Source organism: Oerskovia sp. 140933 (assembly GCF_059651515.1).
On sequence record NZ_JAMXIO010000024.1, the window covers coordinates 34,412 to 57,527 of the forward strand.

A 23,116-nucleotide genomic window follows, 5' to 3' on the forward strand; every position below is an offset into this window, starting at 1 on the left:
GATGAGCAAGACCGTGATCACCCCGCCCGGGCGGTGGGACCTGCCGTCGGTCAAGGAGCTGTGGGAGGCCCGCGAGGTCCTCGTCAGCTTCGGTCGGCGTGACGTCCTGCTGCGCTACCGGCAGACCGTGATCGGCATCGCCTGGGTCATCCTGCAGCCGCTCGCCTCGGCCGGGATCTTCGCGATCGTGTTCGGTCAGGTCGCGGACCTGCCGAGCAACGGCGTCCCGTACTTCATCTTCGCCTTCGCAGGCCAGCTCGCGTGGAACGTGTTCAGCGGCGTCGCGAGCCGTTCGTCGTCCTCGCTCGTGGCGAACCAGTCGCTCGTGTCGAAGGTCTTCTTCCCGCGCATGCTCGTGCCGCTCTCGACGATCCTCGCGGTGCTGGTCGACTACGCCGTCGCGTTCGGGCTGTTCGTGGTCCTGCTGTTCGTCTACGGGATCAACCCCGGCTGGCCCATCCTGCTCGTGCCGTTCTGGACGCTCCTGGCCGTGCTGCTCGGCGCCGCGATTGGCGTCGCGAGCTCGGCCGTCATGGTCAAGTACCGCGACGTCGGGTACGCGCTGCCCTGGGTCATCCAGATCCTCATGTACGCGACCCCCGTCGCGTACTCGCTGGAGGCCGTCCCCGCGAACCTGCTGTGGATCTTCAACATCAACCCGCTCACGTGGCTGCTCGAGGGCTTCCGCTGGTCGCTGCTCGGGCAGGCGGCCCCCGAGGCGTGGCAGGTCGTCGCCCTGGTCGTGGTGTCGGGGCTCGCCTTCACGGGTGGCGCACTGATCTTCCAGAAGCTCGAGCGTGGCTTCGCCGACGTGATCTGACCCGGTCAGGAGGGTCCCGATGAAGCGGTCCGACCAGTCGCTGCCCGTCCTTGCGCACGAGCGCGGGCACGTCCACGTCATCACGCCCGGCGACCACTACTCGCCGCGCACGGGCAGCGCGGTGCCGACCGTCGTGGACGGCCTGGTCCGGGGGGCGTCGACGACGTCCGCACCGTCGTCGGTCGTCGTGGCCCGCGGCACCTACCCGGACCGTTACGGCGGCGTGAGCGTCCTCGAGTACCCGCAGGCCTCCGCGCGACGGTGGGACCGCTACCTGGACGCCGCCTCGTCGCGCGCCGGGCTGCCCCGCCACGGCGCGCGCCGCGCGTACGCCGCCACGGTCCGCGACCAGAGCGGCTGGGCGCCGTCGTACGTGCTCGCGCACAACGCACCCCAGCTCGTCCCGCTCGTCGACGCCGCCCGCCACGTGCCCGTCCTCTACGCGCACAACCAGCTCCTGCGCACGTACGGCCACCGCGAGCTGGCCCGCACGCTCGGGCCCGTGCACCGCATCGTGTGCGTGAGCGCGTTCCTGGCCGACGAGACCGCGACCCTGCTCCCGCCCGGGCTCCGGGACCGCGTCGTCGTGGTCCACAACGGGGTCGACGCCCCTGCCGAGCACGGCGCACGCGCACCCCGTGGGGACACCCTGCACGTGGTCTTCGTGGGCCGCACCATCCCGGACAAGGGCGCCGACGTCGTCGTGGACGCCGTCCGCCGCCTGGCCCGGCCGGACGTGCGGCTGACCGTCGTGGGTTCCGCGGGGTTCGACGCCGCAGCCCCCCTGACACCGCACGAGAAGGCCCTCCGGCAGCGCGCCTCGGGGACCCCCGTCCCCCCGGCCTTCACCGGATTCCTCCCGCGCGGGGAGGTCCGCGAGATCCTGCGAACGGCCGACGTCGTCGTGGTCCCGTCCCGCTGGGCCGAGCCCTTCGCCCTGACCGCCCTCGAGGGGATGTCCGCGGGTGCGGCCGTCGTGGCCTCGGACGTCGGCGGCATCCCGGAGGCCGTCGGGTCGGCCGGGATCCTGGTGCCACCCGGCGACGTGGTGGCCCTCGCGGACGCGCTGGCCGCGCTCGCCGACGACGAGTCGCTGCTCGCGCGTGCCCAGGAGGCCGGTCGGGCGCACGCCGCAGCGATGAGCTGGTCGCACGCCCGCGCCCGGCTCGACCGGGTCCTCGACGGTGCTCGGGCCCCCAGCCCCCGGGGGACGCCATGACCTCCACGGGCACCACGACGGCGACGGGTCCGCTCGCCCCCACGGGAGCCGTGCGCGCCCGCACCGTGCGGCTGGGCGACGTGTCCGACGCCGAGGCCGAGCGCTGGGCCGACCTGGTGGACCGTGCGCTCGAGCCCAACCCGTTCCTGTCCCCCGCGTACCTGCTCACGGCGTCCCGGTGGCTCGCCCGCACCGCCGGGATCGTGCTCGTCGTCGTCGAGCGCGACGACCGCATGATCGCCCTCCTGCCGCTCAGCCGCGGCGGGCGGTTCCACGGCACGCCCCTGCGGTGCGCGACGACCGCGGGCGCCTTCCTCAAGGACGACTCACCACTGTGCGCGCCTCTCGTGGACGCCGAGCACGCGGCGACCGCGCTCGACCACCTGCTCCGCTTCCTCGCCGACCGACGCAACGGCTTCCCGCCCCTCGTCGAGCTCACGCTGCTGCCCGGTGACGGCCCCCTGCACGACGCCCTGCACGACGCCTGCCGCCGCGCACGGGTCACGCTGCTCGAACGCTCCCGCTTCGAGCGCGCCGTGCTCGACCGGTCCAGCGCCGCACCCCCTCCGAGAGAGGCGCTGAGCCCCTCCAAGCGCAAGCAGGTCGAGCGCCTGACCCGCCGCCTCGAGGAGGCCACCGGGGCGACCCTCCGGTGGGAGGACCGGGGCGAGGACCCGCAGGCCTTCCAGGACTTCGTCGCGCTCGAGGCCGCGGGCTGGAAGGGGGACGCCGGCCGGGACGGGGGCGCGCTCCAGGTGACGCCCGGCGCCGTCGAGTGGTTCACCGACGTGACCGACGGACTGCGCGCCCGCAGGAGCCTCCACCTGCTCACGCTCGTCGCGGGGGACGACGTCGTCTACATGTCGCTGCAGTTCGCCGCCGCAGGATCCCTGTTCTCCCTGATGGACACCTACGACGAACGGTTCGCGAGGTTCAGCCCCGGCGTGATCGGGCGCGTGATGGAGCAGGAGCACGTCCTGGAGCGCACGACCGCCGACCGGTTCGACCCCTGCATGCACCCCAAGAACGCCGGTCCCACGGCCCTCTACCGCGACCGCCGACCCCTCGTCGGGGTCGTGCTCGCGACGCGCGGCGTCCTCCCGCGGCTCCTCCTGCGCTCCGTGCCGGCCCTGCGGGGCCTGCGCACCCGCGTCGCGCGCACGCCGCGCGAGATCGTCGAGGACGCGACATGATCGGGACGACACCCGGCGGAGGGCCCTCGATGGCTTGGAACGACCGCGGCATCCTCGCCGCGACACTCGGTCACACGCGCAGGTCGTGGACCGACGCACCCTCGGACCCCGCCCCTGCCGCTCCCGTCTACCTCCGGCGCACGACCTACCGTGGCCCCGCGCTCGGCCTCGAGCACCCCGGTGAGGGTCCGCCGTCGAACCTCCCGACGGCTCGCTGACCTCCTCCCTGCCCTGACGGGTCGATCGAGGACCTCCTCTCGCCCCGCCGCTCCACCGTGCAGCCCGCAAGGGCTCGCTCCGCCGTGCGGCACCGTCGTGCCGCTCCGCCCCCGAACGGGAACCCATGACCTCGCACACCACCTCGCACGCCACCCCTCGCCTGTCGGTCCGTCTCGCCGCGGTCTCGACCCTCGGGCCGGACGACGTCTCCCGCTGGCGGGACCTCGCCGAGCACGCCGCCGAGCCCAACGTCTTCTACGGCCCGGACTTCCTGGTCCCGACCGCCGCACACTTCGACCGGGACCGCACCCTGCGCCTGGTGATCGTCGAGTCGGACGGCACCTGGCTCGCGCTCATGCCCTACGAGCTCGTCGCGGCGAACCGGCGCTGGCCGCACCGGCACGCGTCGAACGACGGGCCGATCCTCAACCAGTTCACCTCGCTCGGCGTCCCGCTGCTGCGCCAGGACGACCCACGGCGGGCCGCGAGGGGGCTCGTGCGGGCGTTCCGTCGGTTCTCGCGCGAGCTCGGCGGCAGCATCGAGATGGCGTTCGTCTCCGGGGACGGCCCCGGGGGCGCCGCGCTCCAGCAGGCGTTCGCGGACGACGGGTCGACTCTCCACGTCTGGGGTGGCGACGCCCGCGCCGCCGTCCGCTTCGCCGAGGTCGAGGACCCGGGCGCCTTGGGGTACCTCCCGCGGTCCCGCGCCAAGGCCGTGCGCCGCAGGGCCCGTCGGCTCACCGAGGCGATCGGCGTCCCGGCCGAGCTCGACTCCCTGACGCTCGACGTCGTCGACGACCCGGCGGAGTTCCTCCGGTTCGAGCTCGAGACGTGGAAGGCCGACCCCGCCCGCGACGGGGTCGGCTTCTCTCGCCTGCGCGAGGGGCCCGAGTGGTTCACGGACGTCTTCCAGGCCCACGCCGCCGCGGGCCGCGCGACGCTCCTCGCCCTGCGGCCCGCGGGCGAGACGCTCTACATGGCGGCCTTCCTGCGGTCCGGTCGCACCCTCTTCGCCTGGTACGACGAGTACGCCGAGGCGTGGGCGCAGCACGCCCCCGGGGTCCTGGGGCGGCTGCTGACCGTCAAGCAGCTCGCGGCCGAGGGCGGTGCCGACCTGCTGGACTCCTGCATGCACCCGTCCCTCTACCCCGACCAGAACGAGCTCTACCCGTCGCGGCTGCGGACGGTGTCCTTCACCGCGGCGCTGGGTCGTTGGCCGGGGCAGCTCCTGCTCCGGGAGATCGTGGCGCTCGGGCACGGTCGCCGGGCGCTCACGGGCCGTGTCCGCGAGGCGCGCGCGGACCGGCGGGCCCGGGCCGAGCGCCCCGGCGGGAGAGCGGTCAGGCAGGGGGCGGTGTCTGGGTCCTGAGGGCCGCGACCTCGCCCGCGCCGAGCGCCCGGTCGTAGAGGCGCACGCCGTCGACGGCCCCCTTGAGCGGGAGCGTGCCGCCGGGCTGCCCGCCGAGGATCAGCGGGAGCGTGTTGACGCCGACCGCGGCGGGCCCGGCGACGTTCCCCTGCTCGACGCCGTCGACGTACAGGCGCATCCGCTGCCCGTCGAAGGTGCCCACGAGGTGCACCCAGGTGGCGCCGTCCGAGGGGTACGTCGACGTCGCGTTGACCCGGTAGGTGTCTCCCGACGTCGCCTGGTTGAGGCGCAGGAACGCCTTGCCGGCGCTCGACAGCCCCAGCTCGAACCCGTCGGTCGCGCTCGGCGCGGCCTTCTTGACGACGTACTGGGTCGCGACCTGCTCGGGCCGGACCCAGGCGGCGACCGTCAGCGCGGTCGAGACGTCGAGGACGTCCGCGTCGGGGACCTGGACCTTCCCGGTGGCCCCGTCGAACCTCACGGCGGACCGTCCGCCCGAGGTGACCCACGTGGCCCCGCCCGAGAGCGCGCCGCCGTTTCCCCAGCCCGACGAGTCGGCCGCGGCGAGACCGGTGCCCTCGTCGAGGTCCCACGCCCCCCGGATCCCTCCCGCGGGGGCGACCTGGACGGTCGCCGTCGCGACGTTCGACCAGAGCCCGTTCGCGCCCACCCGGTACGTGAAGGTCGTGGTCCCGACGAAGCCCGCGGCGGGCGTGTACGTGAACGCGCCCGTGGCCGCGTTCGTCACCGCGACCGTGCCCGACGACGGAGCGGCGACCACCTCGAACGTCAGCGCACCGCCGCTCGGCGAGCTGCCCGCGAGCCTGCCCGTGACCGCGGTACCGGTCGTGGTGGTCGAGGCCCCGTCGGTCGCGACCGGGGTCGTGGGCACGGGGCCGCCGCCCTGGACGAGCTCGGCGACCTGGGTGGCGGTGAGCGCCCGGTCGAAGAGTCGCACCGAGTCGACCGCTCCCTGGAAGGGGTACAGACCGTCGGGCTGGGCGCCGATCGTCAGCGGGAGCGCGTTGACCCCGACCGACGCCGGACCCGCGACGTTCCCCTGCTCGACCCCGTCCACGTAGACCCGCAACCGCTGCCCGTCATAGGTCCCCGCCAGGTGCACCCACGTGCTCCCGTTCGTCGGCAGCACCGACGTCGCGTTCACCCGGAACGTGTCACCCGAGGTCTTCTGGTTCACCCGCAGGAACGGCCTGCCCGCGCTCGAGATCCCCAGCTCGTAGCCGTCCGCAGACCCCGACACCGCCTTCTTCACGACGTACTGCGTCGCCGACCGCTCCGGACGCACCCACGCCGAGACCGTCAACGCCGACGACACGTCCAACCCGTCCGCATCCGGCACCGACACCTTCCCAGCGGTACCGTCGAGGCGCACCGCCCTGCCCACCTTGCCCGTGACCCAGCTCGTGCCCCCGGTCAGCGTGCCCTGGAAACCCCAGCCGGAGGAGTCCGCCGCGACCACGCCCGAGCTCTCGTCGAGCTCCCAGGTGCCCCGGGCTCCCGCCACCGCCGTGACCCGCACGCTCTGCGTCGCGACGTTCGACCAGGTGCTCCCCGCCCTGACCCGGAACGTGAACGAGGTCGCCCCCACGAAGCCCGCAGCGGGCGTGTACGTGAACGCGCCCGTGGCCGCGTTCGTCACCGCGACCGTGCCCGACGACGGAGCCGCGACCACCTCGAACGTCAACGCACCCCCCACCGGGGACGCCCCCTGGAGAGTCCCGGTCACGGGGACACCGACCGACGTCGCCGTGAGCCCCGCCGTCGCGACCGGTCCCCGCGGGTCCACCCAGGCCAGCCGGGCCGTGCCGGCGGTCGAGCTCGAGGCCGCCATCACGAGCGTCGTCCCCGGCACGTTCTGCTTGGCGCCCGTGACGTTGTTGTACGTCCCGTCGAGCACGGTCGTGGCGCTCTGCGAGAAGCCGATCGACGCGAGCGGCGTGACCTTCTCGATGATGTCGTCGAGGACCTCGCTGCGTGTGTAGACGACGCGCAGGAGCCCCGTGACCTCGTCGATCTCGACGACAGGACGCGTCCCGAGCCGGTCGACCTCGTGGAGCGGGTCCCACGTGCCGTCCGGCCGGCGGACGAGCAGCCCGATCACCGTCGCACCCTGCGCGTCGTACGACGTCTTGATCGCCGCGTAGAGCGTCCCGTCCGCGGCCACCGCGACGTTCATGTGATCGTCGGCCATGCCGTCACCGAGGTTCAGGGCCGAGGCCTGTGCGGGCTTCTCGTCGGCGGTCCACGTCTGCGGGTCCGCCCCGTCGACGTGCGTCCGGAAACCGAAACGCTCGGTGCTCTGGTTGGACCAGAGCACCCCGATCCGCCCGCCCGGCAGGGCCGTGACCATCCCGATGTCGTCGTCCAGGACCCCCGAGGCGACCGTGACCGGGGCCGAGAAGGCCGTGTACGGCGAGTCGGCGTAGCGCGCCTGGATGCTCGTGCTGGTGTCCGAGACGAGCCACAGCCGCCCCGTCGAGTCGACGTCGATCGTGCCCGTCTCGCTGCCCGGGAGCGAGACCGCGGTCGCCGTCGGACGCTGGGACCACGGCTGGTAGGAGTTCGAGGAGGCGACGTACTCGAACGAGACGAGCGACGTCGTCGGGCCGTGGAGCAGGACGTGCGCGACGTCTCCGACGACCTTGACGTCCGCACGGACGTCGGTCCGGTCCGAGATCCGTACGACGTTGGTCCAGGTGCCCGCCGACGCGTCGTGGCGCCACACCCACGTCCCCGCGGGGGTCGTGCTCGTCGAGGCGAGCGCAGCCCACCAGGTCCCCCGCGCGAACCACAGCTTGGACTGCGGCTTCTCGCCCGTGGTGCCGCTCAACGGGATCGACGTCGTGGTCAGGGGCTGCTCGGCCGCGAGCGCCTGCGGGGTGGGGAGGGCGTCGGGCGCCGGGGCGGGCTCCTGCCAGGTCAGCGTGACGAGGCCGGGCTCGTCGTCCTGGGTGCCGACCTCGACGAGGTACTCCTCGCCCTCGACGGCGTCGAACGTCACGCGCGACGTCGCGACGTCCCCGTCGTCGTCGTTGCTCGCGACCACGGTCCTCGGGGCCGACGCCCGCCGCACGGCGATCGTGGTGCCGACCTCGCTGCCGCTCGTCGAGAAGCTGACGGGGCCGGACGTCGGGGCCGTCCACCGCCACCAGAGGGACGTCGCGACCGTGGTCGGCGCCTCGGGGCCCGCGCCGTCGGCCGAGAAGTTCGGGGCGACGTCCTGCCCGACCGTCCCGCCGATCGGTCGGCTCTCCGCGACCCTGTCCCCCTCGACCGCGGTCACGGGGACGGGGACCGGGGCCGACGCCGTCGCGGACCGCACGTCGCCCGAGACGACCGACCCTGCCGTCGCGAGGACGAGCCCCATGACCAGCAGCGGCGTGACCGCACGGCGGACGCGGGTACCGGTGGTCCCGGGGCGTCGGTGGGGCCCGGCGGGGCGTGACGTCATGTTCGATCCTGTCCGGAGTCCCTGGTGATGGATCCGTACGTCACCGCGACGGCGTGCGACGTACCCCCGGAGCGGCCACCAGGTCACCATCGAACCATCGGCGCGGAACGCGACGATAGGGCGAGGGGCGAAGTTCACCCGGGCGGACCACGCTCCCAGCGCGTCGCACCCCGTCGCCGGGCGCGGCCTGTGCGTTACTGTCGCGCCATGAACCGTCCCGGCAGCGACCTCGACCCTGCGCCGGCCGTGCGCCCTGCCCCGACCCCCGTCTCGTCGTACGACCCCGCGCACCTGACCTACCGGTGGTCCCGCGAGGTCGGCGCGTTCGCCCACCAGTACGACCGTGACCTGCAGCTCCTGGTCGTGTGGTCGGGCGGCCGCGAGCACGAGGCGGAGATCGTCGAGCGGGTCGCGGCCGACTTCACGGTCCTCGCGCAGGTCGAGGTCCGCTGGAGCCCCGAGAAGGTGGTCAACGACTTCGAGCGGCTCTACGGGCAGACGCTGTGGGGCACGTCGCCCAAGCACGAGGAGGTCGGCGACGGACCGTTCCTCCTGCTGGTGCTCGAGGACCCCGCCCCGGCCTACTCCTACCGCCAGAACGTCACGGGCTACGTCGAGCTGACCAACGTCAACGTCGCGCGCGTCAAGGCCGCCGCCCGTGCGCTCACCGGCGGGTACCGCATCCACTCGAGCAACAACATTCGCGAGTTCTTCCGCGACGCCACGCTGATCCTCGGGCCCGAGCGCCTCGGCGAGATCCTCGCGCAGGACGGGCCCGCGACGAGCATGCCTGCCGTCCAGGCGGAGGGGCCGCCCCGCTCCCTGGTCCGCCGGGTCGTCGACCGGGCGCGGATGGTCTACATCTTCGGCAGCCCGGTGGGCGCGACGTTCGTCAAGGCCACCGACCGCTCGGTGACCGTCTACACGACGCACCGCGGACGCCCGACGGTCTCGAAGTACTTCGCCCGTACGCGCGTCGGCAAGGACGCGTTCCTCGCGGAGAAGGCCACGGGCGACCTCTTCGGCGACCGGCCGTGGCGCATGCCCGTGGTGCGCTGGCACCGTCGCGGCTTCACGGTCCCGCGCCTGCCGGACGAGTCCCGGCTCGACGTCGCGGGGCAGCAGCTCTCGCGCGAGGACCGGGTCGGCATGGGGGCGTGGACCCTGGACGTCCTGCTCGAGATCTACCTCACGGGCCACCTGCACGGCGACCTGCAGCCGCACAACATCTGGATGCTCGACGGTCGGCCCGTCGTGACCGACTTCGAGACGTTCGGGCCGCGGACGGCGGGCATCCCGTTCCTCGACTCGGGCGACATCACGGGCAACGACCCCCGCCCGCGCGACCGGAGCCTGGACCCCGCGTTCGACCCCGAGGACGACTGGTCGTTCCACCACATGCTCGGTGTGACGCTCCAGGACGCCGTCGACGCGCTGCGCCCGCGGCTCGTCGCCGCGAGCGCCACCTCGCCCGAGGCCCGCGCGAAGCTCGAGGCGCTCGACGGGGTGCGCACCTGAGGCGGGACGGCGCGCGCGCCCGTCCCGCGGCCCCCGTAGCATCTGCACCACCGCGCCCGGCCCGTCCGGCGCGCTCCACGTCCCGGACGACCAGAGAGGGTCAGTCGATGTCCGAGTCCCAGCCCGGCGGCTCCCGCACGGCCGCCCGCCGTCCTCCTCGCGGGATCGTGGTCCGTCGCCGCGACATCGAGAGCACGCCGCCGCCCGTCGGGGGCCGCTTCTCCGACGTCGCGTACACCCGGCTGCCGCTCCCCCGGGCGCTGACGCGCGCGCTGGGAACGTTCTGCGTCAACACGTCGGACCGGGTCGTGGCGATCACGTACGACGACGGCCCGCACCCCGAGCACACGCCTCGCCTCCTCGACCTGCTGGCCGAGCGCGGCGCGACGGCCACGTTCTTCGCGCTCGCCCGGCAGGTGCGGGCCCACCCGGAGATCGCCCGCCGCATCCTCGCCGAGGGGCACGAGCTCGCGCTCCACGGGCAGGACCACCGGTCGCTGCTGACGATGGGCGACGCGGAGGCGGTCCGGTACGTGCGGGACGCGAAGGACGAGGTCGAGTCGATCGTCTCGGCGCCGATCGTCTCGTTCCGGCCTCCCTACGGCGCGCACACGGTCCGGCAGGCCCACGGCATCGCGGGCCTGGGGATGGACGTGCTCATCTGGTCGGGCGACGCGTTCGACTGGATCGACGGCGAGGAGGAGCAGATCGCGGAACGCGCACTGTCGACCGTCTTCCCCGGGAGCATGCTGCTGCTGCACGACGACCGCGGCGACCCGGAGACGCTCGCCCCCGACGAGGTGCTGCCGGCCTTCGACAAGGCACGGGTCCTGGACCTGCTGCTGGATCGGCTCGCGGCCGACGGCTACCGGACCGTGACCGCCCACGACCTGACGGCGTCGTACCAGCCCGTCATGAGCATGGCCCGCGAGAGGATGCGTCAGGCATGAGCACACCCACCGGTGCGGGGGCCCGCCCGGAGCTGTCGGTGATCATCCCGGCGTACGACGCCGAGGCGACCCTCGGGGTCCAGCTCGGTGCGCTGCTCGCGCAGCGCCCGGCCTGGCCCTGGGAGGTGATCGTGAGCGACAACGGGTCGAGCGACGGGACGCGTCGGCTCGTCGCGGAGTGGACCGAGCGCATGCCCGAGCTCCGGCTCGTGGACGCCTCGGCCCGTCGTGGTCCCAGCGCGGCCCGGAACATCGCGGTCGCGCAGGCGAGGTCCGAGGCACTGGCCTTCTGCGACGCCGACGACATGGTCGCCGACGGCTGGGTCGAGGCCGTGCACCGTGCCCTGAGCGAGCACGAGTTCGTCGCGGGCCCGTTCGAGGGGGCGCGGCTCAACGCGGGCCTGACGTCGGCGGTCTCGTGGACGGCCCAGACGGACCGGCTGACGGTCAAGCCCGGGCTCGAGCAGTTCGTCACGGCCGGCTCCGGCAACATGGGCGTGCGCACGGCGGTCTTCGACGAGGTCGGGGGGTTCTACGAGGGGGCCCGGACCGCCGAGGACGACGACTTCTGCATCCGCGTGCAGCTCGCGGGGCACGACCTGGTCTTCGACCGCGACATCGTGCTGCACGTCCGGCGCCGTGACGGGCTGCGGAACATCGCCCGGCAGTCCTTCGCGTACGGCGCGGGCGAGCGGTGGCTGAGCCGCCGCTACGCGCTGCTGTACGCGCAGGCGCCGCAGCACGCCGGCGGTGACCCCGCGACCGCGGCGCCCTCCTCCGAGGCCGCCGGGGCGGAGGTCACGGGCGGCGCTGCGGGGACGACCGCGACGGGCGCCGGGTCGACGACGGGTACGGGGACCGGGAGCCGCGTCTCCGCGCTCGCCCGGCGCGGCAGGACGTTCGTGGTGCGCGGCGCCTCGTTCGCCCGCAAGGCCGTCCGGAAGGCGTCCACGGTCCGCCGCCCGGGGGACCTCTCGGACCTGGTGTGGCGCCTGAGCTGGGACGCGGGGTGGCGGCTCGGGCGCATCCCCGAGGCGCCGCCGATCGTCCCGCCGCCGAGCTGGCGGCGCGACGCGACCTAGCCCTCGGCCGAGCCGTCCGGCAGGCGGTCCGGGTGGCCGCCCCCGTCCTGCCCCCGGTCCAGGGCTCGCCGGGCCCGCTCGCGCACCCAGTCGACGGGGGCGAGCGGCGCGAACCGCGCGGCCCACGCCACGTGGCCCAGTGCGGCGCCGACGCGACGCTCGGCGAGCTCGGCACGAGCGGCCCGTGCGGCGCTCCACGCGGCGAAGCGGTCGTTGGCGCGCAGCCGGTCGCGGTAGGCCGCGTCCAGCCCGGCCGTGCCCCGGGGGTCCGCAGCGCGGGCCTGCGCGCGACGCTCGCGCAGGATGACCCGGATCCCGGCAGCGAGGTCGCGGTAGGCGCGCGTGGTGTTGCCGGGGTGGTAGCGGTAGTCGACCAGGACGTCGTCGACGTGGACGAACGGTCCGAGGGTCGTGGCCGCGAGGACCAGGTCGAGGTCCTCGCCCTGGCGGTAGGCGGGGTCGAACCCACCCACCGCGTCGAACGCGCTGCGGCGGATCACGAGGTTGGGCAGCATGATGCCCGTCCGGCCGCGGACCACGTCGCGGGCGTCGCGGGCCGGACGCTGGTCGGCGGCGACGAGCTGGTCGCCCGCCGCGTCGACCGTGCGCATCGCGCAGTAGCCGATCACGGCGTCGGGCCGTGACGCCAGGGCCTCGACCGTGAGGCGCACGCGGTCGGGGTGCCACCGGTCGTCGTCGTCGAGGAACGCGAGCAGCGATCCCCGCGTGTGCCGGACGCCCGTGTTGCGGGCGACGGACACGCCCGACGGGTCCAGGCGCAGGACCGTGCCGACGCCTGCCTGCTCCACGAGGTCGCGGATCACGGCCGGGTCGGGCGACCCGTCGTCGACCACGACGAGCTCGACGTGGGGGTACGTCTGCGCCGCGACCGAGGCCAGCGCCTCGGCCAGGAAGGGGCCGCCGCGGTTGGTCGCGACGACCACGCTCACGAGCGGTTCGGCGACAGCGGCGGCCGCGGCATCGGGACCTCGGTCGGGCACGGCGCTCCTCGGTTGTCGGTCGGGGTGAAATCGCTGAGATCGCAGGGGCCAGGGCCCCTCGCTGGTGGACAATCTCCCACATGAGGATCCTCCGCGTCTCGCACAGCGCCGTGGTCGACGCATGGCGGGAGCGGGAGCGGGAGCTGCGGACGGCCGGGCTCGACGTCCACCTGGTGTCGGCGCTCGCCTGGGACGAGGGCGGCACCACGGTCCCGCTGCGTCCCCGGCCGGGCGAACCGGTCGAGGGGGTCCGCACGTTCGGCTCGCACCCTGCGCTCTTCGTCTGGTCGCCCGGCCCGCTCTGGCGGTTGCTGGGCCAGGGGTGGGACGTCCTGGACCTGCACGAGGAGCCGTTCGCCCTGGCCACGGCCGAGATCCTCGCGCTGCGCGGGCTCCGCGCCCTCGTGCCGGGCAGGGCCCGCCGCCCCGCGCCGCCGTACGTGCTGTACTCGGCGCAGAACATCTCCAAGCGCTACCCGTGGCCCTTCCGCGCGTTCGAGGCCGCGGCCCTCCGCGGCGCGGCAGCGGTGTCGGTGTGCAACGAGGCCGCGGCGCGCATCGTCCGTGCCAAGGGCGCGCGCGGCGCGGTCGAGGTGGTCCCGCTGGGCGTGGACCTGTCGGTCTTCGCCCCCGCCCCGGCGAGCGACCTGCCCGACGGCGCCGCCCCGCTCGCGGCGCCGGGGCACCCGGGTGGAGCGGGAGAGCCTCGCAGCACGGGCGGGACGACGGGCACCGCGACCGCGGTCCACGTCGGCTACGCGGGTCGCCTCGCCCCGCACAAGGGCGTGGACGTCCTGCTCGCCGCGGCCGAGCTGGACGGGCGCCTCCACGTGACCCTCGCGGGCGACGGCCCCTCGGCACGCGCGCTGCGCGAGCGTGCCCGACCGCTGGGCGACCGGGTCCGCTTCGTGGGACCGCTGTCCGGCGACGACCTGGTCGCGTTCTACCGCTCGCTCGACGTCCTGGCCGTGCCGTCCCTCGAGACCTCCGCCTGGGTCGAGCAGTTCGGTCGGGTCGCGGTCGAGGCCATGGCGTGCGGGACTCCCGTGGTGGCGAGCGACTCGGGGGCCCTGCCCGACGTCGTGGGCGGTGCGGGACTGCTCGTGCCCCCCGGTGACGCTGCGGCCCTGCGGGCGGCGCTCGTGCGGGTCGTCGACGAGCCGGGCCTCGCCGCGACGCTCCGCGACCAGGGGGTCGCGCGCGCGTCGTCGTGCTCGTGGCCCCAGGTCGCCCGCCGCTACCTGGCCCTCTACGAGCACGCGACGGCGCACCCCTCGCCCGGAGCCCCCGCCCCCGCGCCGTCGCCCCCTCCGGGCGACGAGCCCGCCCGCGGGACCGGTGCCGCGCCGTCGGGCAGCGAGCCCGGGCAGCCGCCCGAGGTGGTCCTCGTCGCCTACGGGTCCCCGGACCTGGTGCGCGACGCGCTGGCTCCGCTCGTCGGGAAGCTGCCCCTCACCGTCGTCGACAACTCGTCGATGCCGGAGGTCCGCGAGGTCGCCGAGCTCGCCGGGGCCCGCTACCTCGACCCCGGCCGCAACGGCGGGTTCGCGGCAGGCGTCAACCACGCGCTGCGCCACCGGCAGACCCCCGGGTCGGACGTGCTGCTGCTCAACCCCGACGCGGTCGTGACCCCGGAGGACGTCCTGACGCTCCAGGAACGGCTCCACGGGGCACCCGACCTCGCGAGCGTCGGCCCGGCACAGGTCGACGGGCAGGGCGCCGCGGCCCGCGTCGTGTGGCCCTACCCGTCCCCCGCCGGGACGTGGGTCGAGGCCGTGGGCCTCGGCGCGCTGAGGCCCACCCCGCCGGGCAGGTCGTTCGTCATCGGGTCCGTGCTCATGCTGCGGGCCGACGCGCTGGAGCAGGTCGGGACGTTCGACGAGAACTTCTTCCTGTACGCCGAGGAGACCGACTGGGCCTACCGCGCGACCCTCCTCGGCAAGCGCCACCTGGCCGTCACCGAGGTCGAGGCCCTGCACCTCGGTGGTGCCACGAGCAGCGACCCCACCCGCCGCGAGACGCACTTCCACGCCTCCCAGGAGCGGTACCTGCGCAAGCACTTCGGGACGGCGGGCTGGCAGGCGGCGCGCGCCGGCGTCCTCGCGGGGTCGGCCGCGCGCGCCGTCGCGCTCCGGGGGGACGGGCGCACCCTGGCCCGCCTGCGGGTCCGCCTGTACCTGCGCGGCCCCCTCTCGGCAGAGGCCGCGATGCTGCGCGGCCCCGCGTCGCCGGACCCCGCGACGTGATCCGCCGGTCGCTCGCCTGGGTCGTGGGCTCGGCCGCGGTCGCCGCGGTCCTCGTCGGGATCGGTTTCCTCGTCCCGGAGTACACCGCGATCTCGGTCGGGGTGGCCGCCCTCGTCCTCGTCGTCGGGATGACCGTCTACGAGCCCGCGGCCATGCCGATCCTCGCGATGCCCGCGATGGTGATCGTCGAACGGGTCGGGGGCGACGCCGTCAACCTCTCGCTCAGCGACTTCGCGCTCTTCGGCGCGTTCTGGTTCGCGCTGTTCTTCACCCAGCGCCCCCTCTCGCGGCCCATGCGCTCGCTGCTGTGGCTCTCCGCGCTCTACCAGGTCGCGACCCTGTTCACCGTGATCGCCAACCCGTACACCGCGAACACCGTCGAGTGGTTCCACGCGTGGCTGTCGGTGGGCGGGGCGCTCCTGGTCGGCTGGGCCGTCGGGAGGGCAGGACGCGCGCGGCTCGGCCTCACCCTGTTCATGATCCCGTGCCTGATCATCGCGGTCCTCACGTGCTTCACCGCGCTGCAGCAGCTCGCCGCGGGCAACACGGGCCCCGTGTACCTCCAGATCCCGTTCCCGATGCACAAGAACTTCGTCGGGTGCGTTCTGGGGAGCGCGGCGCTGCTCGCCTATGCCCGTCCGTGGTGGGTGGGGTGGCCCAAGGCGTTCACGTACCCGGCGTTCTGGCTGTTCGGGCTCGCGGTGCTCGCGTCGCAGTCGCGCCAGGCCCTGATCGGCCTCGCGATCGGGGTCGTCCTCATCACGCTGCGCGCCGACCCCGACCGCAAGCGCTCCAAGCTCATCCTGCTCGCCGCGATCCCCGCGGTGTACTTCGTGTGGGCCGCCGTCCAGGAACAGCTCGCGACCAACGACCAGTTCAACTCCGCGTACCAGCGGCTGACCTGGTACGAGCAGGCCATCGACGTCTGGGAGCGCAGCCCGTGGGTCGGGGTCGGGCTGCGCTGGTGGGTCGCGAACCGCACCGAGTACACCTTCCAGCCCCCCCAACGCCGAGCTCGAGGTGCTCACGTCGGCCGGGCTCGTCGGGCTCGTCGCGTTCATCGTCCTGTTCTTCGGTTCGCTCGTCGTGCTGTGGCGGATCAACCCCCGGTTCGGGACGCTCGCGTTCTCGGTCCTCCTCATGCGGTTCATCCAGGGGCAGTTCGACCTGTTCTGGGTGTCGGTCCAGGTGTCGGTGCCGTTCCTCATCGTCGGCGTCTGCGTGGGCGCCGACGCCTACGCCGAGTCCCGGCGAGCCGCGCGCGAGGAGACCGGCGACAGGCTCCCGGTCGACGACCTCCGGTCGGTCGAGGAGATGCTCGACGCCCGGGGCCCCTCGAAGCACCTCGTGCTCACCCCGGCCTCGATCCCCGTGCCCCAGCCCGACCCCGCGCCCACGGGCCGCCACCGGAAGGACCCGACCACGTGAGAGTGCTCCACGTCGTGCACTCCGACGCCTTCGCGGGCGTCGAGCGGCACGTCGCCCGACTCGCCCGGGCGCAGTCCGCCCACGGCAGCCAGGTCGTCGTCGTCGGCGGGGACGTGCCCCGCATGCGGGAGACCATCGACGACCGGTCGGTGCGGGTACTGCCCGCCGGGTCCCTCGCACAGGTCGTGCGGACGGTCCGCACGACCGCCCCCGGCGCCGACGTCCTGCACGCCCACATGACGTCGGCCGAGGTCGCGGCCGCGCTCGCGGCGCCCACGGTCCGGGCCATGCCCCCCGTGGTCGCCACGCGCCACTTCGCGCGCCCCCGCGGCAGCGGCCCGGCAGCCGGCCTGACGGCAGCGGTCGCCCGCCGGCCCGTGCGCGCGCAGATCTCCATCAGCCGGTACGTCGCGGACCACGTGGACGGCGACAGCGTCGTCGTCCACCCCGGGATCGACGACCGCCCCCCGGCCCCCACCGCGTCCGACCGCGACCGCACCGTCCTGCTCGTCCAACGCCTCGAACCGGAGAAGCGCACCGACCTGGGCGTCCTCGCGTTCGCCGCGTCCCGCCTGCACGACGACGGCTGGCAGCTCCTCGTCGCGGGAAGCGGCTCCCAGCGTGCCCACCTCGAGACGCTCGCCGCCCGCGAGGGCCTCGGCGCGCACGTGCGGTTCCTCGGTGCACGGTCCGACGTGGACGACCTCATGCGCCACGCCGGCGTCCTGCTGGCCCCCTGCCCGATCGAGGGCCTGGGCCTCAGCGTCCTGGAAGCCATGTCCAACGCGCTGCCCGTGGTCGCGGCCGCCGCCGGCGGCCACCTCGAGACCCTCGCCGGGCTCGATCCCCTGGCCCTCTACCCGTCGACCGACGTCGCCCGCGCAGGAGAGCAGCTCGCGACCCTGGCCGCGTCCGCGTCGCGCCGGGACGCGTACGGCGAGGCCGCCCGCACGGTCCAGCGCACGCACTTCACGCCCCACGCCCAGGTCGACGGGACCGCCGCCGTGTACCGCGGCGTCGTCCGTCGTCCGCAGGCCCGCCCGGACGACCAGCATCGGAGCCCCACGACGTGAGCGCCCTCCCCCAGCCCACGGTGCACGAGCTCGTGGTCGTCTCGCTCGAGTCGTGGGACATCGTGTGGCGACGCAACCAGTACCTCGTGACCGAGCTCCTGCGCGCGGACCCGTCCCTGCGGGTCCTGTTCGTCGAGCCCGCGGCGGACCCGCTCCACGAGGCCCGCCGAGGGTTCCGGCCCCGTCCCGGCCTCGGCCTGCGCCGGGCCGACCCCGTCGAGGGGGTCGGCCCCGACCAGCTCTGGCTCTACCAGCCGACCAAGATCCTGCCGCGCCGCGTCGACCCGCGCGTCGACGCACGGCTCGCGTCCCTCGTCCGCCGCGCCGCGCGCAAGGTCGGGCTCACGCGCCCCGTGCTGTGGGTCAACGACCCTGCGGCGTCGACCCTCGCCCGGGACACCGACTGGCCGTCGCTGTACGACGTGACCGACGACTGGGTCGCGGCCGACCGACCGCCCGAGATCCGCCGTCGGCTCCTCGCGGACGAGGCGCACCTGCTGGCGGAGTGCGACGAGGTGACCGTCTGCTCGCCCCACCTCGCCGCGAGCAAGGGCACGGACCGGCCCGTCACGCTCATCACCAACGGGGTCGACGTCGACCGCTACCGGCAGCCCCGGGAACGGCCCGCCGACCTCCCCCCCGGCCCCGTGGCCCTCTACCTGGGCACAGTCCACCGTGACCGGTTCGACCTCGACCTGGTCACCCGGACCGCGACCGCGACGGCCGGGGCAGGGACGGTCGTCGTCGTCGGGCCCGTGCTCGACCTGTCGAGCCAGGAGTACGACGACCTCGCGGCCGCGGGCGTGCGGCTCCTCGGAGCGCGTCCCTGGACCGACGTGCCCGCCTACCTCCAGCACGCGACCGCGCTCCTGGTCCCCCACCTCGTCGACGACTTCACCGACAGCCTCGACCCGCTCAAGCTCTACGAGTACCGGGCCGTCGGGCGCCCCGTCGTCGCCACCCCGGTCGCGGGGTTCCGCGACGCGGCCGACCCGCGTGTCACGGTCGCCGACCCGGCGGGCTACCCGCAGGCCGTGCGGGCGGCCCTGACCGCCCCGGCACGGACCGACACCCACCAGGACGACGACATCCCGACGTGGGACACCCAGGGCCGCGCGATGCGCGAGGTCATCGAGAGAGCCTGGCGGCTCGCCGCCACACCCCGCTGACGACCTCCGCGGTACGCGTCGCGGCGAAGCGCTCGCGCGCGACCTCGGCGGCGCGGCGGGCCCTCGCCGCCGCGTCCTGCGGGTGGTCCAGCACCGTCAGCACGCCCCGTGCCAAGGAGTCCGCGTCCCCCGGCTCGACGAGCTCACCGAGCGGCGCCGGGTCCTCCGGCGTGCCGGCGAGGACCTCGACGACTCCCCCCGCCCGGGTCGCGACGACCGGCACCTCCCGGATCATCGCCTCGACCACGACCTGGCCGAACGGTTCCGGGACGGGCGACGCGTGGACGCACACGTCGAACCCGTCGAGCTCGGCCGCCGGGTCCGCCACGAACCCCACCCAGACGACGCGGTCCGCGACGCCGAGCCGGACGGCCTCCGCACGGACCTCGTCCGCGTACCCCTCGGCACCGAAGCTGGGTTCACCGACGAGCCGGAACGAGGCCCCCGGGTGGTCCACGAGCACGCGAGACGCCGCCCGCACGAGCTCGAGCTGCCCCTTGGTCGGGCTGATCCGCCCGACCATGCCCACGACCGGGCCGGGGGCCACCTGCCCGGCGGCCCCCTGCCCGGCGGCCCCCTGCCGGGCGGCTGCCTGCCCGGTCGGGTGGCCGGTCGCGCGCCCACCGACCAGGACCTGGTCCGCGCCGAACCCCGGGTACGCCACGGTCGAGGGACCCGGGAGGGTCTCGGCCGTCGCGCGCGAGTTCACGATCACCGCGGCGGGCAGGCGCGACGCGGCCCAGCGGAAGGCACGGACGACCCGCGCCGGGAGGTAGTCGTCCGCGATCCTGTCGTGGACGTGCCAGACGAGCGCCGCGCGCGCGACCCGCGCGGGCACCACGCCCAGGAGGTCGGCCTTGAGCGACGTCGTGTGGACCACGTCGGGTCTCAGCGCGCGGACCCGGCGGGAGAGCGCCCAGGTGAAAGGGACCAGCCGCAGCAGGGAGACGAGCTGGGCGGCCCCCGCACGGCCGACGGCCTCACGCGAGGTCGAGACGGTGCGAGCGTCGAGCGGCAGCACCTCGACGACCGCACCGGCGGCCCGCAGGCGCGGGACGAGCGGACCGTCCGAGAACAGCAGCACCCGCACGTCGACGTCCGGGCCGAGCGCCTCGAGCAGGCGCACCAGCGCGAGCTCGGCACCGCCGAGCAGGCCCGTGTGGTCCAGGACGAGCACGCGCACCGGTCGGTCGGGGCCGACCCCGACCGCGCGTCCTGCCGTCACCAGCGGAACGGCAGCCTACGCCCCGCGCTGCTCTCCCCGGGTTCCGGCTCCTCGCCCTTGCGGGCGGGGTTCGAGCGGGAACGCGTCTCGCCCGGCGTGCCGGGAGACGTCGAGACCTTGCCCCACTCGGGGGACAGCAGCGGTCCCTGCCGCCCGCCGCCGGAGGACTGCGGCCGGGGGCCAGAGGCCTGCGGTCCCGTTCCCTGCGCGGGCGTCGCCCTGGTCGCGGCCGGGACGCCGGTGCCCACGGCCGCGGCCCGTTCCCGGGCGGCACGGCGCGGTTCGTCCACGTGCTCGTCGTTGTCGTCACGCGTCGGGGCGTCGGGCCGCTCCGCGGGGAGCGCCGGGGCCGACGGCTCCGTGTCTCCGGACGGGCGGTCGGGGTGCCCCGCGTCCTTGCGGTCCGGGTCGCCGTAGGTCGAGGCATAGAGCATCCGCCGGTCGCTCTTGACCCCGGCCAGCGCGATCCCCACCAGGGGGACGTTGTTGATGCGCAGGCGCTCGGAGGCCTCGGCGAGGACCGCGCGGTCGGTCTTCCCGGCGGAGGCGATCAGGACCACCCCCGTCGCGTAGCGCCCGAGGATCGTGGCGTCGGCGGCCGCGAGCACGGGTGGTGCGTCGATGACGAGCACCTCGGCGTCGTCGCTGAGGTCGGCGATCAGGTTGCCGGCACGGGTCGTCGCGAGGAAGTCCGCCGGGTCCATCTCCTCCTCCGGGACGGGGAAGACGCCCAGGTTGGGGATCGTGGTGGGGCGCAGCGTGTGCGGGTCGCCCGACCACCCCTCGGGAGGTGGCAGCACGCGGTCGAGCTCGGGGCGACGAAGGTCGCCCGAGACCGCGATCGTGCGCCGACCGCTCAGCGCGAACGACGCGGCGAGGTTCGCCGCGATGAAGGTACGGGGCGCGTGCGGGTCGGCCGCGGTCACGACGACGACGACCTTGTCGGCCTCCGCGAGGGAGACCTGGACGGCGGTCCTCAGCTCGCGGATCGACTCCGTGAACGGGGTCGCGACCTTCCGGGAGACCGGGAGGGTGTGCGTGTGGCTGTAGTCGCGGTCGGAGGACCGGACGCCGTAGAGCTCGGCGAGGACGGGGGTCTGCGCGAGACGGGCGGCGTCGGCGGCGCCCCGCACGCGCACGTCGAGCCCGCGACGGGCGAACGCCAGCCCGATCCCGGCGACGAGGCCCGCCAACGCCGCGAGGACGAGCACCGTGGCCCGGCCCGGGCCGAGCGCCTCGGCCCCTGCGGCCGGGGTCTCCACCTCGCCCGGGACGCCGATCGCCCGCAGGGTGTTCGTCTGGACGGTCAGGCTCGTGTACTCGGTGACGATGGTCTCCTTCTCGGCGAGCGCGAGGGGGTCGTCCGAGTTGACGGAGAGGCGGGCGGTGACCCCGGCGAGCTGCTCGGCGAGGGCCTGTCTCCTGGCGTCGAGCGCCGCGACCTGGGCGTCGCGGAGGACCGTGAGCTGGGCGACGTAGGCGTCGGCGAACGCGTTGGCGACGTCCTGCGACTCCTGCGGGTCGAGGGTCTTGGCGCTGATCGCGATGACGCTCTGGCTCTCGCCGGGGTACTCGGCCGAGACCTGTGCCGCGAGGGCCGCGGGGGCGCCCGTGTAGCCCAGGGTCGTCGCTGCGGCGGCCACCACGGGCTCCGACGTGATGTCCCCGAGGTCGGTCGCGACCGTGACCTCGACGACCTGCTCACCACCCTGCGCCGTCTGCACGCCGACCAGCCTCACGGTCGCCGTCGCCTTGTAGACGGTCTCCTGCTGGTTGAGGTAGACGAACGCCCCGACCACCACCACGAGGACGGCCGCGAGGACGTAGTACTTGCCGTCCCACACCGTGCGGACGAACTCCCGGACTGTCATGGGTTCCTCTTCCCTGAGGTGCTGGTGCCCCCGTGCACGATGCTCCGTTGGGCGTCGACGACCTCACGGAGCCGCGCGACGAAGCGTGGGATCGCGAACGTCTCGACGTGCGCGGTCAGGACGTCATCCTCCCACGGGACGTCCGAGGCGTCCTGGACTGCCCGCGCGACGAGCCGCGGCTCGGGGGCGTCGAAGAAGGTCCCCGTCACGCCGTCGACCACGGTGTCGAGGTAGCCGCCGTCGCGGAGCACCACGGAGGGGCGGCCGAAGGCCCCGGCCTCGAGAGGGGACAGCCCGTAGTCCTCGTAGGACGCCGCGACGAGCATCGAGCAGTTCCGGTAGAGCCAGCGCAGCTCGGGGTCGTCGACGCGCCCCAGGAGCGTGGTGCGGCCACGCGCCGCCACCGTGCCCGACGGCGAGCCCCACCGCCCGGAGACGGGGGCACCCGTCGCGGCCAGGCCTTCGAGGCGCGCCCGGTCCGGGCCGTCCCCGACGATCACGAGGCGCCGGCCCGCGAGGCGGGCCGCCTCGACGAGGACGTCGACGTTCTTGTAGGGCAGGAGCCGCGCGACGCACAGGAGGAACCCGGGCTCGATCCCGGGGACCTCCTGCTCGGGACCGGCGGGCAGCATCGCGGGGGGCGGGGGCAGGATCTCCGCCTCGATCCCGTACGCCTCGCGGATCGCGCGCTGGGTGACGGTGGAGTTGGCGAGGTAGACGTCGGCGCGCTCGGCCGCGCGCCGGTCCCACCCGCGCAGGGCGGGGGACAACGTGGCCAGGGCGGCCGAGGCGATACCGCCGCGGACCCGGTCGGCGGCGCCCCGCCCGTCGCGTCCCCCCAGGTAGCGGTCGCGCTGGTAGAGCCACCGGGCCGGGGCGTGGCAGTAGACGACGGTCCGTCCGGCGCCCTTGTACCCGTGGGCCCAGCCCGTGGAGCTCGCGAGCAGGACGTCTGCCTCGACGCGCTGGGCCGAGACCGCGGGGGCGAGCAGGGGCAGGGCTAGGCGGTGGTGCCGGCGCAGGGCGCCGACCCGGTCGAGCGCCGAGGTCCGCAGGTCGAGCCGGGAGAACTCGGGGAAGGTGCCCTCGTGGTCGTAGAGCGTCGTGTACATGGGCGAGCCGGGGAAGGCCTCGGCCAGCCACAGCGCGACCCGTTCGGCGCCCCCGCGCTGGGTCGCGTAGTCGTGCGCGAGTGCCACACCCTCGGTCATCGTGCCTCCGTCGTGGGGCAGGAGGCGGCCACCCGCCCGGATTGGATATC

Annotated in this window: 16 protein-coding genes; 11 read left to right on the forward strand and 5 right to left on the reverse strand. The window is 74.7% G+C overall.

What is annotated here, in order from left to right; translation table 11 throughout:
• The first annotated feature begins 1 nt into the window (after window position 1).
• From NHG27_RS13130 to NHG27_RS13150, 5 genes are all read left to right on the forward strand, one after another.
• Window positions 2-820 (forward strand): ABC transporter permease, encoded by an 819-nt coding sequence (locus NHG27_RS13130; RefSeq protein WP_193718969.1) that lies wholly within the window; start codon window positions 2-4, stop codon window positions 818-820.
• Window positions 821-839: 19 nt separating this feature from the next.
• Window positions 840-2,039 (forward strand): glycosyltransferase family 4 protein, encoded by a 1,200-nt coding sequence (locus NHG27_RS13135; protein ID WP_497016582.1) that lies wholly within the window; start codon window positions 840-842, stop codon window positions 2,037-2,039.
• Window positions 2,036-3,232: a GNAT family N-acetyltransferase gene (locus tag NHG27_RS13140; protein ID WP_193718971.1), complete on the forward strand. Its 1,197-nt coding sequence runs from the start codon at window positions 2,036-2,038 to the stop codon at window positions 3,230-3,232. Before NHG27_RS13135 ends, NHG27_RS13140 begins: the two co-directional genes overlap by 4 nt.
• Before the next feature lie 29 nt (window positions 3,233-3,261).
• Window positions 3,262-3,450, forward strand: a complete 189-nt coding sequence (locus tag NHG27_RS13145; protein WP_193718972.1) for a hypothetical protein — start codon at window positions 3,262-3,264, stop codon at window positions 3,448-3,450.
• Window positions 3,451-3,575: 125 nt separating this feature from the next.
• Window positions 3,576-4,820, forward strand: a complete 1,245-nt coding sequence (locus NHG27_RS13150) for a GNAT family N-acetyltransferase (RefSeq protein ID WP_497016583.1) — start codon at window positions 3,576-3,578, stop codon at window positions 4,818-4,820.
• Here NHG27_RS13150 and NHG27_RS13155 read toward each other — a convergent pair.
• A complete protein-coding gene (locus tag NHG27_RS13155) occupies window positions 4,792-8,292 on the reverse strand; it encodes a LamG-like jellyroll fold domain-containing protein (protein ID WP_497016584.1) in 3,501 nt (1,166 codons plus the stop codon). The genes NHG27_RS13150 and NHG27_RS13155 overlap by 29 nt on opposite strands.
• 207 nt (window positions 8,293-8,499) lie before the next feature.
• Between NHG27_RS13155 and NHG27_RS13160 the strand changes: the two genes are divergently transcribed.
• The 3 genes from NHG27_RS13160 (at window position 8,500) to NHG27_RS13170 (ending at window position 11,842) form a co-directional block, all read left to right on the forward strand.
• On the forward strand, window positions 8,500-9,810 hold the full coding sequence (locus NHG27_RS13160; RefSeq protein WP_497016585.1) for a hypothetical protein: 1,311 nt from the start codon (window positions 8,500-8,502) through the stop codon (window positions 9,808-9,810).
• A 107-nt stretch (window positions 9,811-9,917) separates the two neighbouring features.
• Window positions 9,918-10,760, forward strand: coding sequence for a polysaccharide deacetylase family protein (locus NHG27_RS13165; protein WP_193718977.1), 843 nt, complete (start codon window positions 9,918-9,920; stop codon window positions 10,758-10,760).
• The gene (locus NHG27_RS13170) at window positions 10,757-11,842 is read left to right on the forward strand and encodes a glycosyltransferase family 2 protein (RefSeq protein ID WP_497016586.1); all 1,086 of its coding nucleotides are present in this window, start codon (window positions 10,757-10,759) and stop codon (window positions 11,840-11,842) included. Before NHG27_RS13165 ends, NHG27_RS13170 begins: the two co-directional genes overlap by 4 nt.
• On the opposite strand, the gene NHG27_RS13175 is transcribed toward NHG27_RS13170, so the two are convergent.
• Window positions 11,839-12,843 carry a glycosyltransferase family 2 protein gene (locus NHG27_RS13175; RefSeq protein WP_497016587.1) on the reverse strand — a complete coding sequence of 335 codons (1,005 nt, stop codon included), beginning with the start codon at window positions 12,841-12,843 and terminating at the stop codon, window positions 11,839-11,841. The genes NHG27_RS13170 and NHG27_RS13175 overlap by 4 nt on opposite strands.
• An 80-nt stretch (window positions 12,844-12,923) precedes the next feature.
• Between NHG27_RS13175 and NHG27_RS13180 the strand changes: the two genes are divergently transcribed.
• From NHG27_RS13180 to NHG27_RS13190, 3 genes are read left to right on the forward strand one after another with little or no spacing between them, the layout of a single operon-like run.
• Window positions 12,924-15,089: a glycosyltransferase gene (locus NHG27_RS13180; RefSeq protein ID WP_497016588.1), complete on the forward strand. Its 2,166-nt coding sequence runs from the start codon at window positions 12,924-12,926 to the stop codon at window positions 15,087-15,089.
• Window positions 15,086-17,590, forward strand: coding sequence for a glycosyltransferase (locus tag NHG27_RS13185; protein WP_497016589.1), 2,505 nt, complete (start codon window positions 15,086-15,088; stop codon window positions 17,588-17,590). Before NHG27_RS13180 ends, NHG27_RS13185 begins: the two co-directional genes overlap by 4 nt.
• Window positions 17,587-18,759: a glycosyltransferase gene (locus NHG27_RS13190; protein ID WP_497016590.1), complete on the forward strand. Its 1,173-nt coding sequence runs from the start codon at window positions 17,587-17,589 to the stop codon at window positions 18,757-18,759. The genes NHG27_RS13185 and NHG27_RS13190 overlap by 4 nt, the downstream gene beginning before the upstream one ends.
• Here the strand turns inward: NHG27_RS13190 and NHG27_RS13195 are convergent.
• From NHG27_RS13195 to NHG27_RS13205, 3 genes are read right to left on the reverse strand one after another with little or no spacing between them, the layout of a single operon-like run.
• Window positions 18,719-19,984, reverse strand: coding sequence for a glycosyltransferase (locus NHG27_RS13195; RefSeq protein ID WP_497016591.1), 1,266 nt, complete (start codon window positions 19,982-19,984; stop codon window positions 18,719-18,721). The genes NHG27_RS13190 and NHG27_RS13195 overlap by 41 nt on opposite strands.
• On the reverse strand, window positions 19,981-21,855 hold the full coding sequence (locus NHG27_RS13200) for a tyrosine-protein kinase family protein (RefSeq protein WP_497016592.1): 1,875 nt from the start codon (window positions 21,853-21,855) through the stop codon (window positions 19,981-19,983). The genes NHG27_RS13195 and NHG27_RS13200 overlap by 4 nt, the downstream gene beginning before the upstream one ends.
• Window positions 21,852-23,066, reverse strand: coding sequence for a glycosyltransferase (locus tag NHG27_RS13205; RefSeq protein WP_497016593.1), 1,215 nt, complete (start codon window positions 23,064-23,066; stop codon window positions 21,852-21,854). The genes NHG27_RS13200 and NHG27_RS13205 overlap by 4 nt, the downstream gene beginning before the upstream one ends.
• Between the last annotated feature and the right edge of the window lie 50 nt (window positions 23,067-23,116).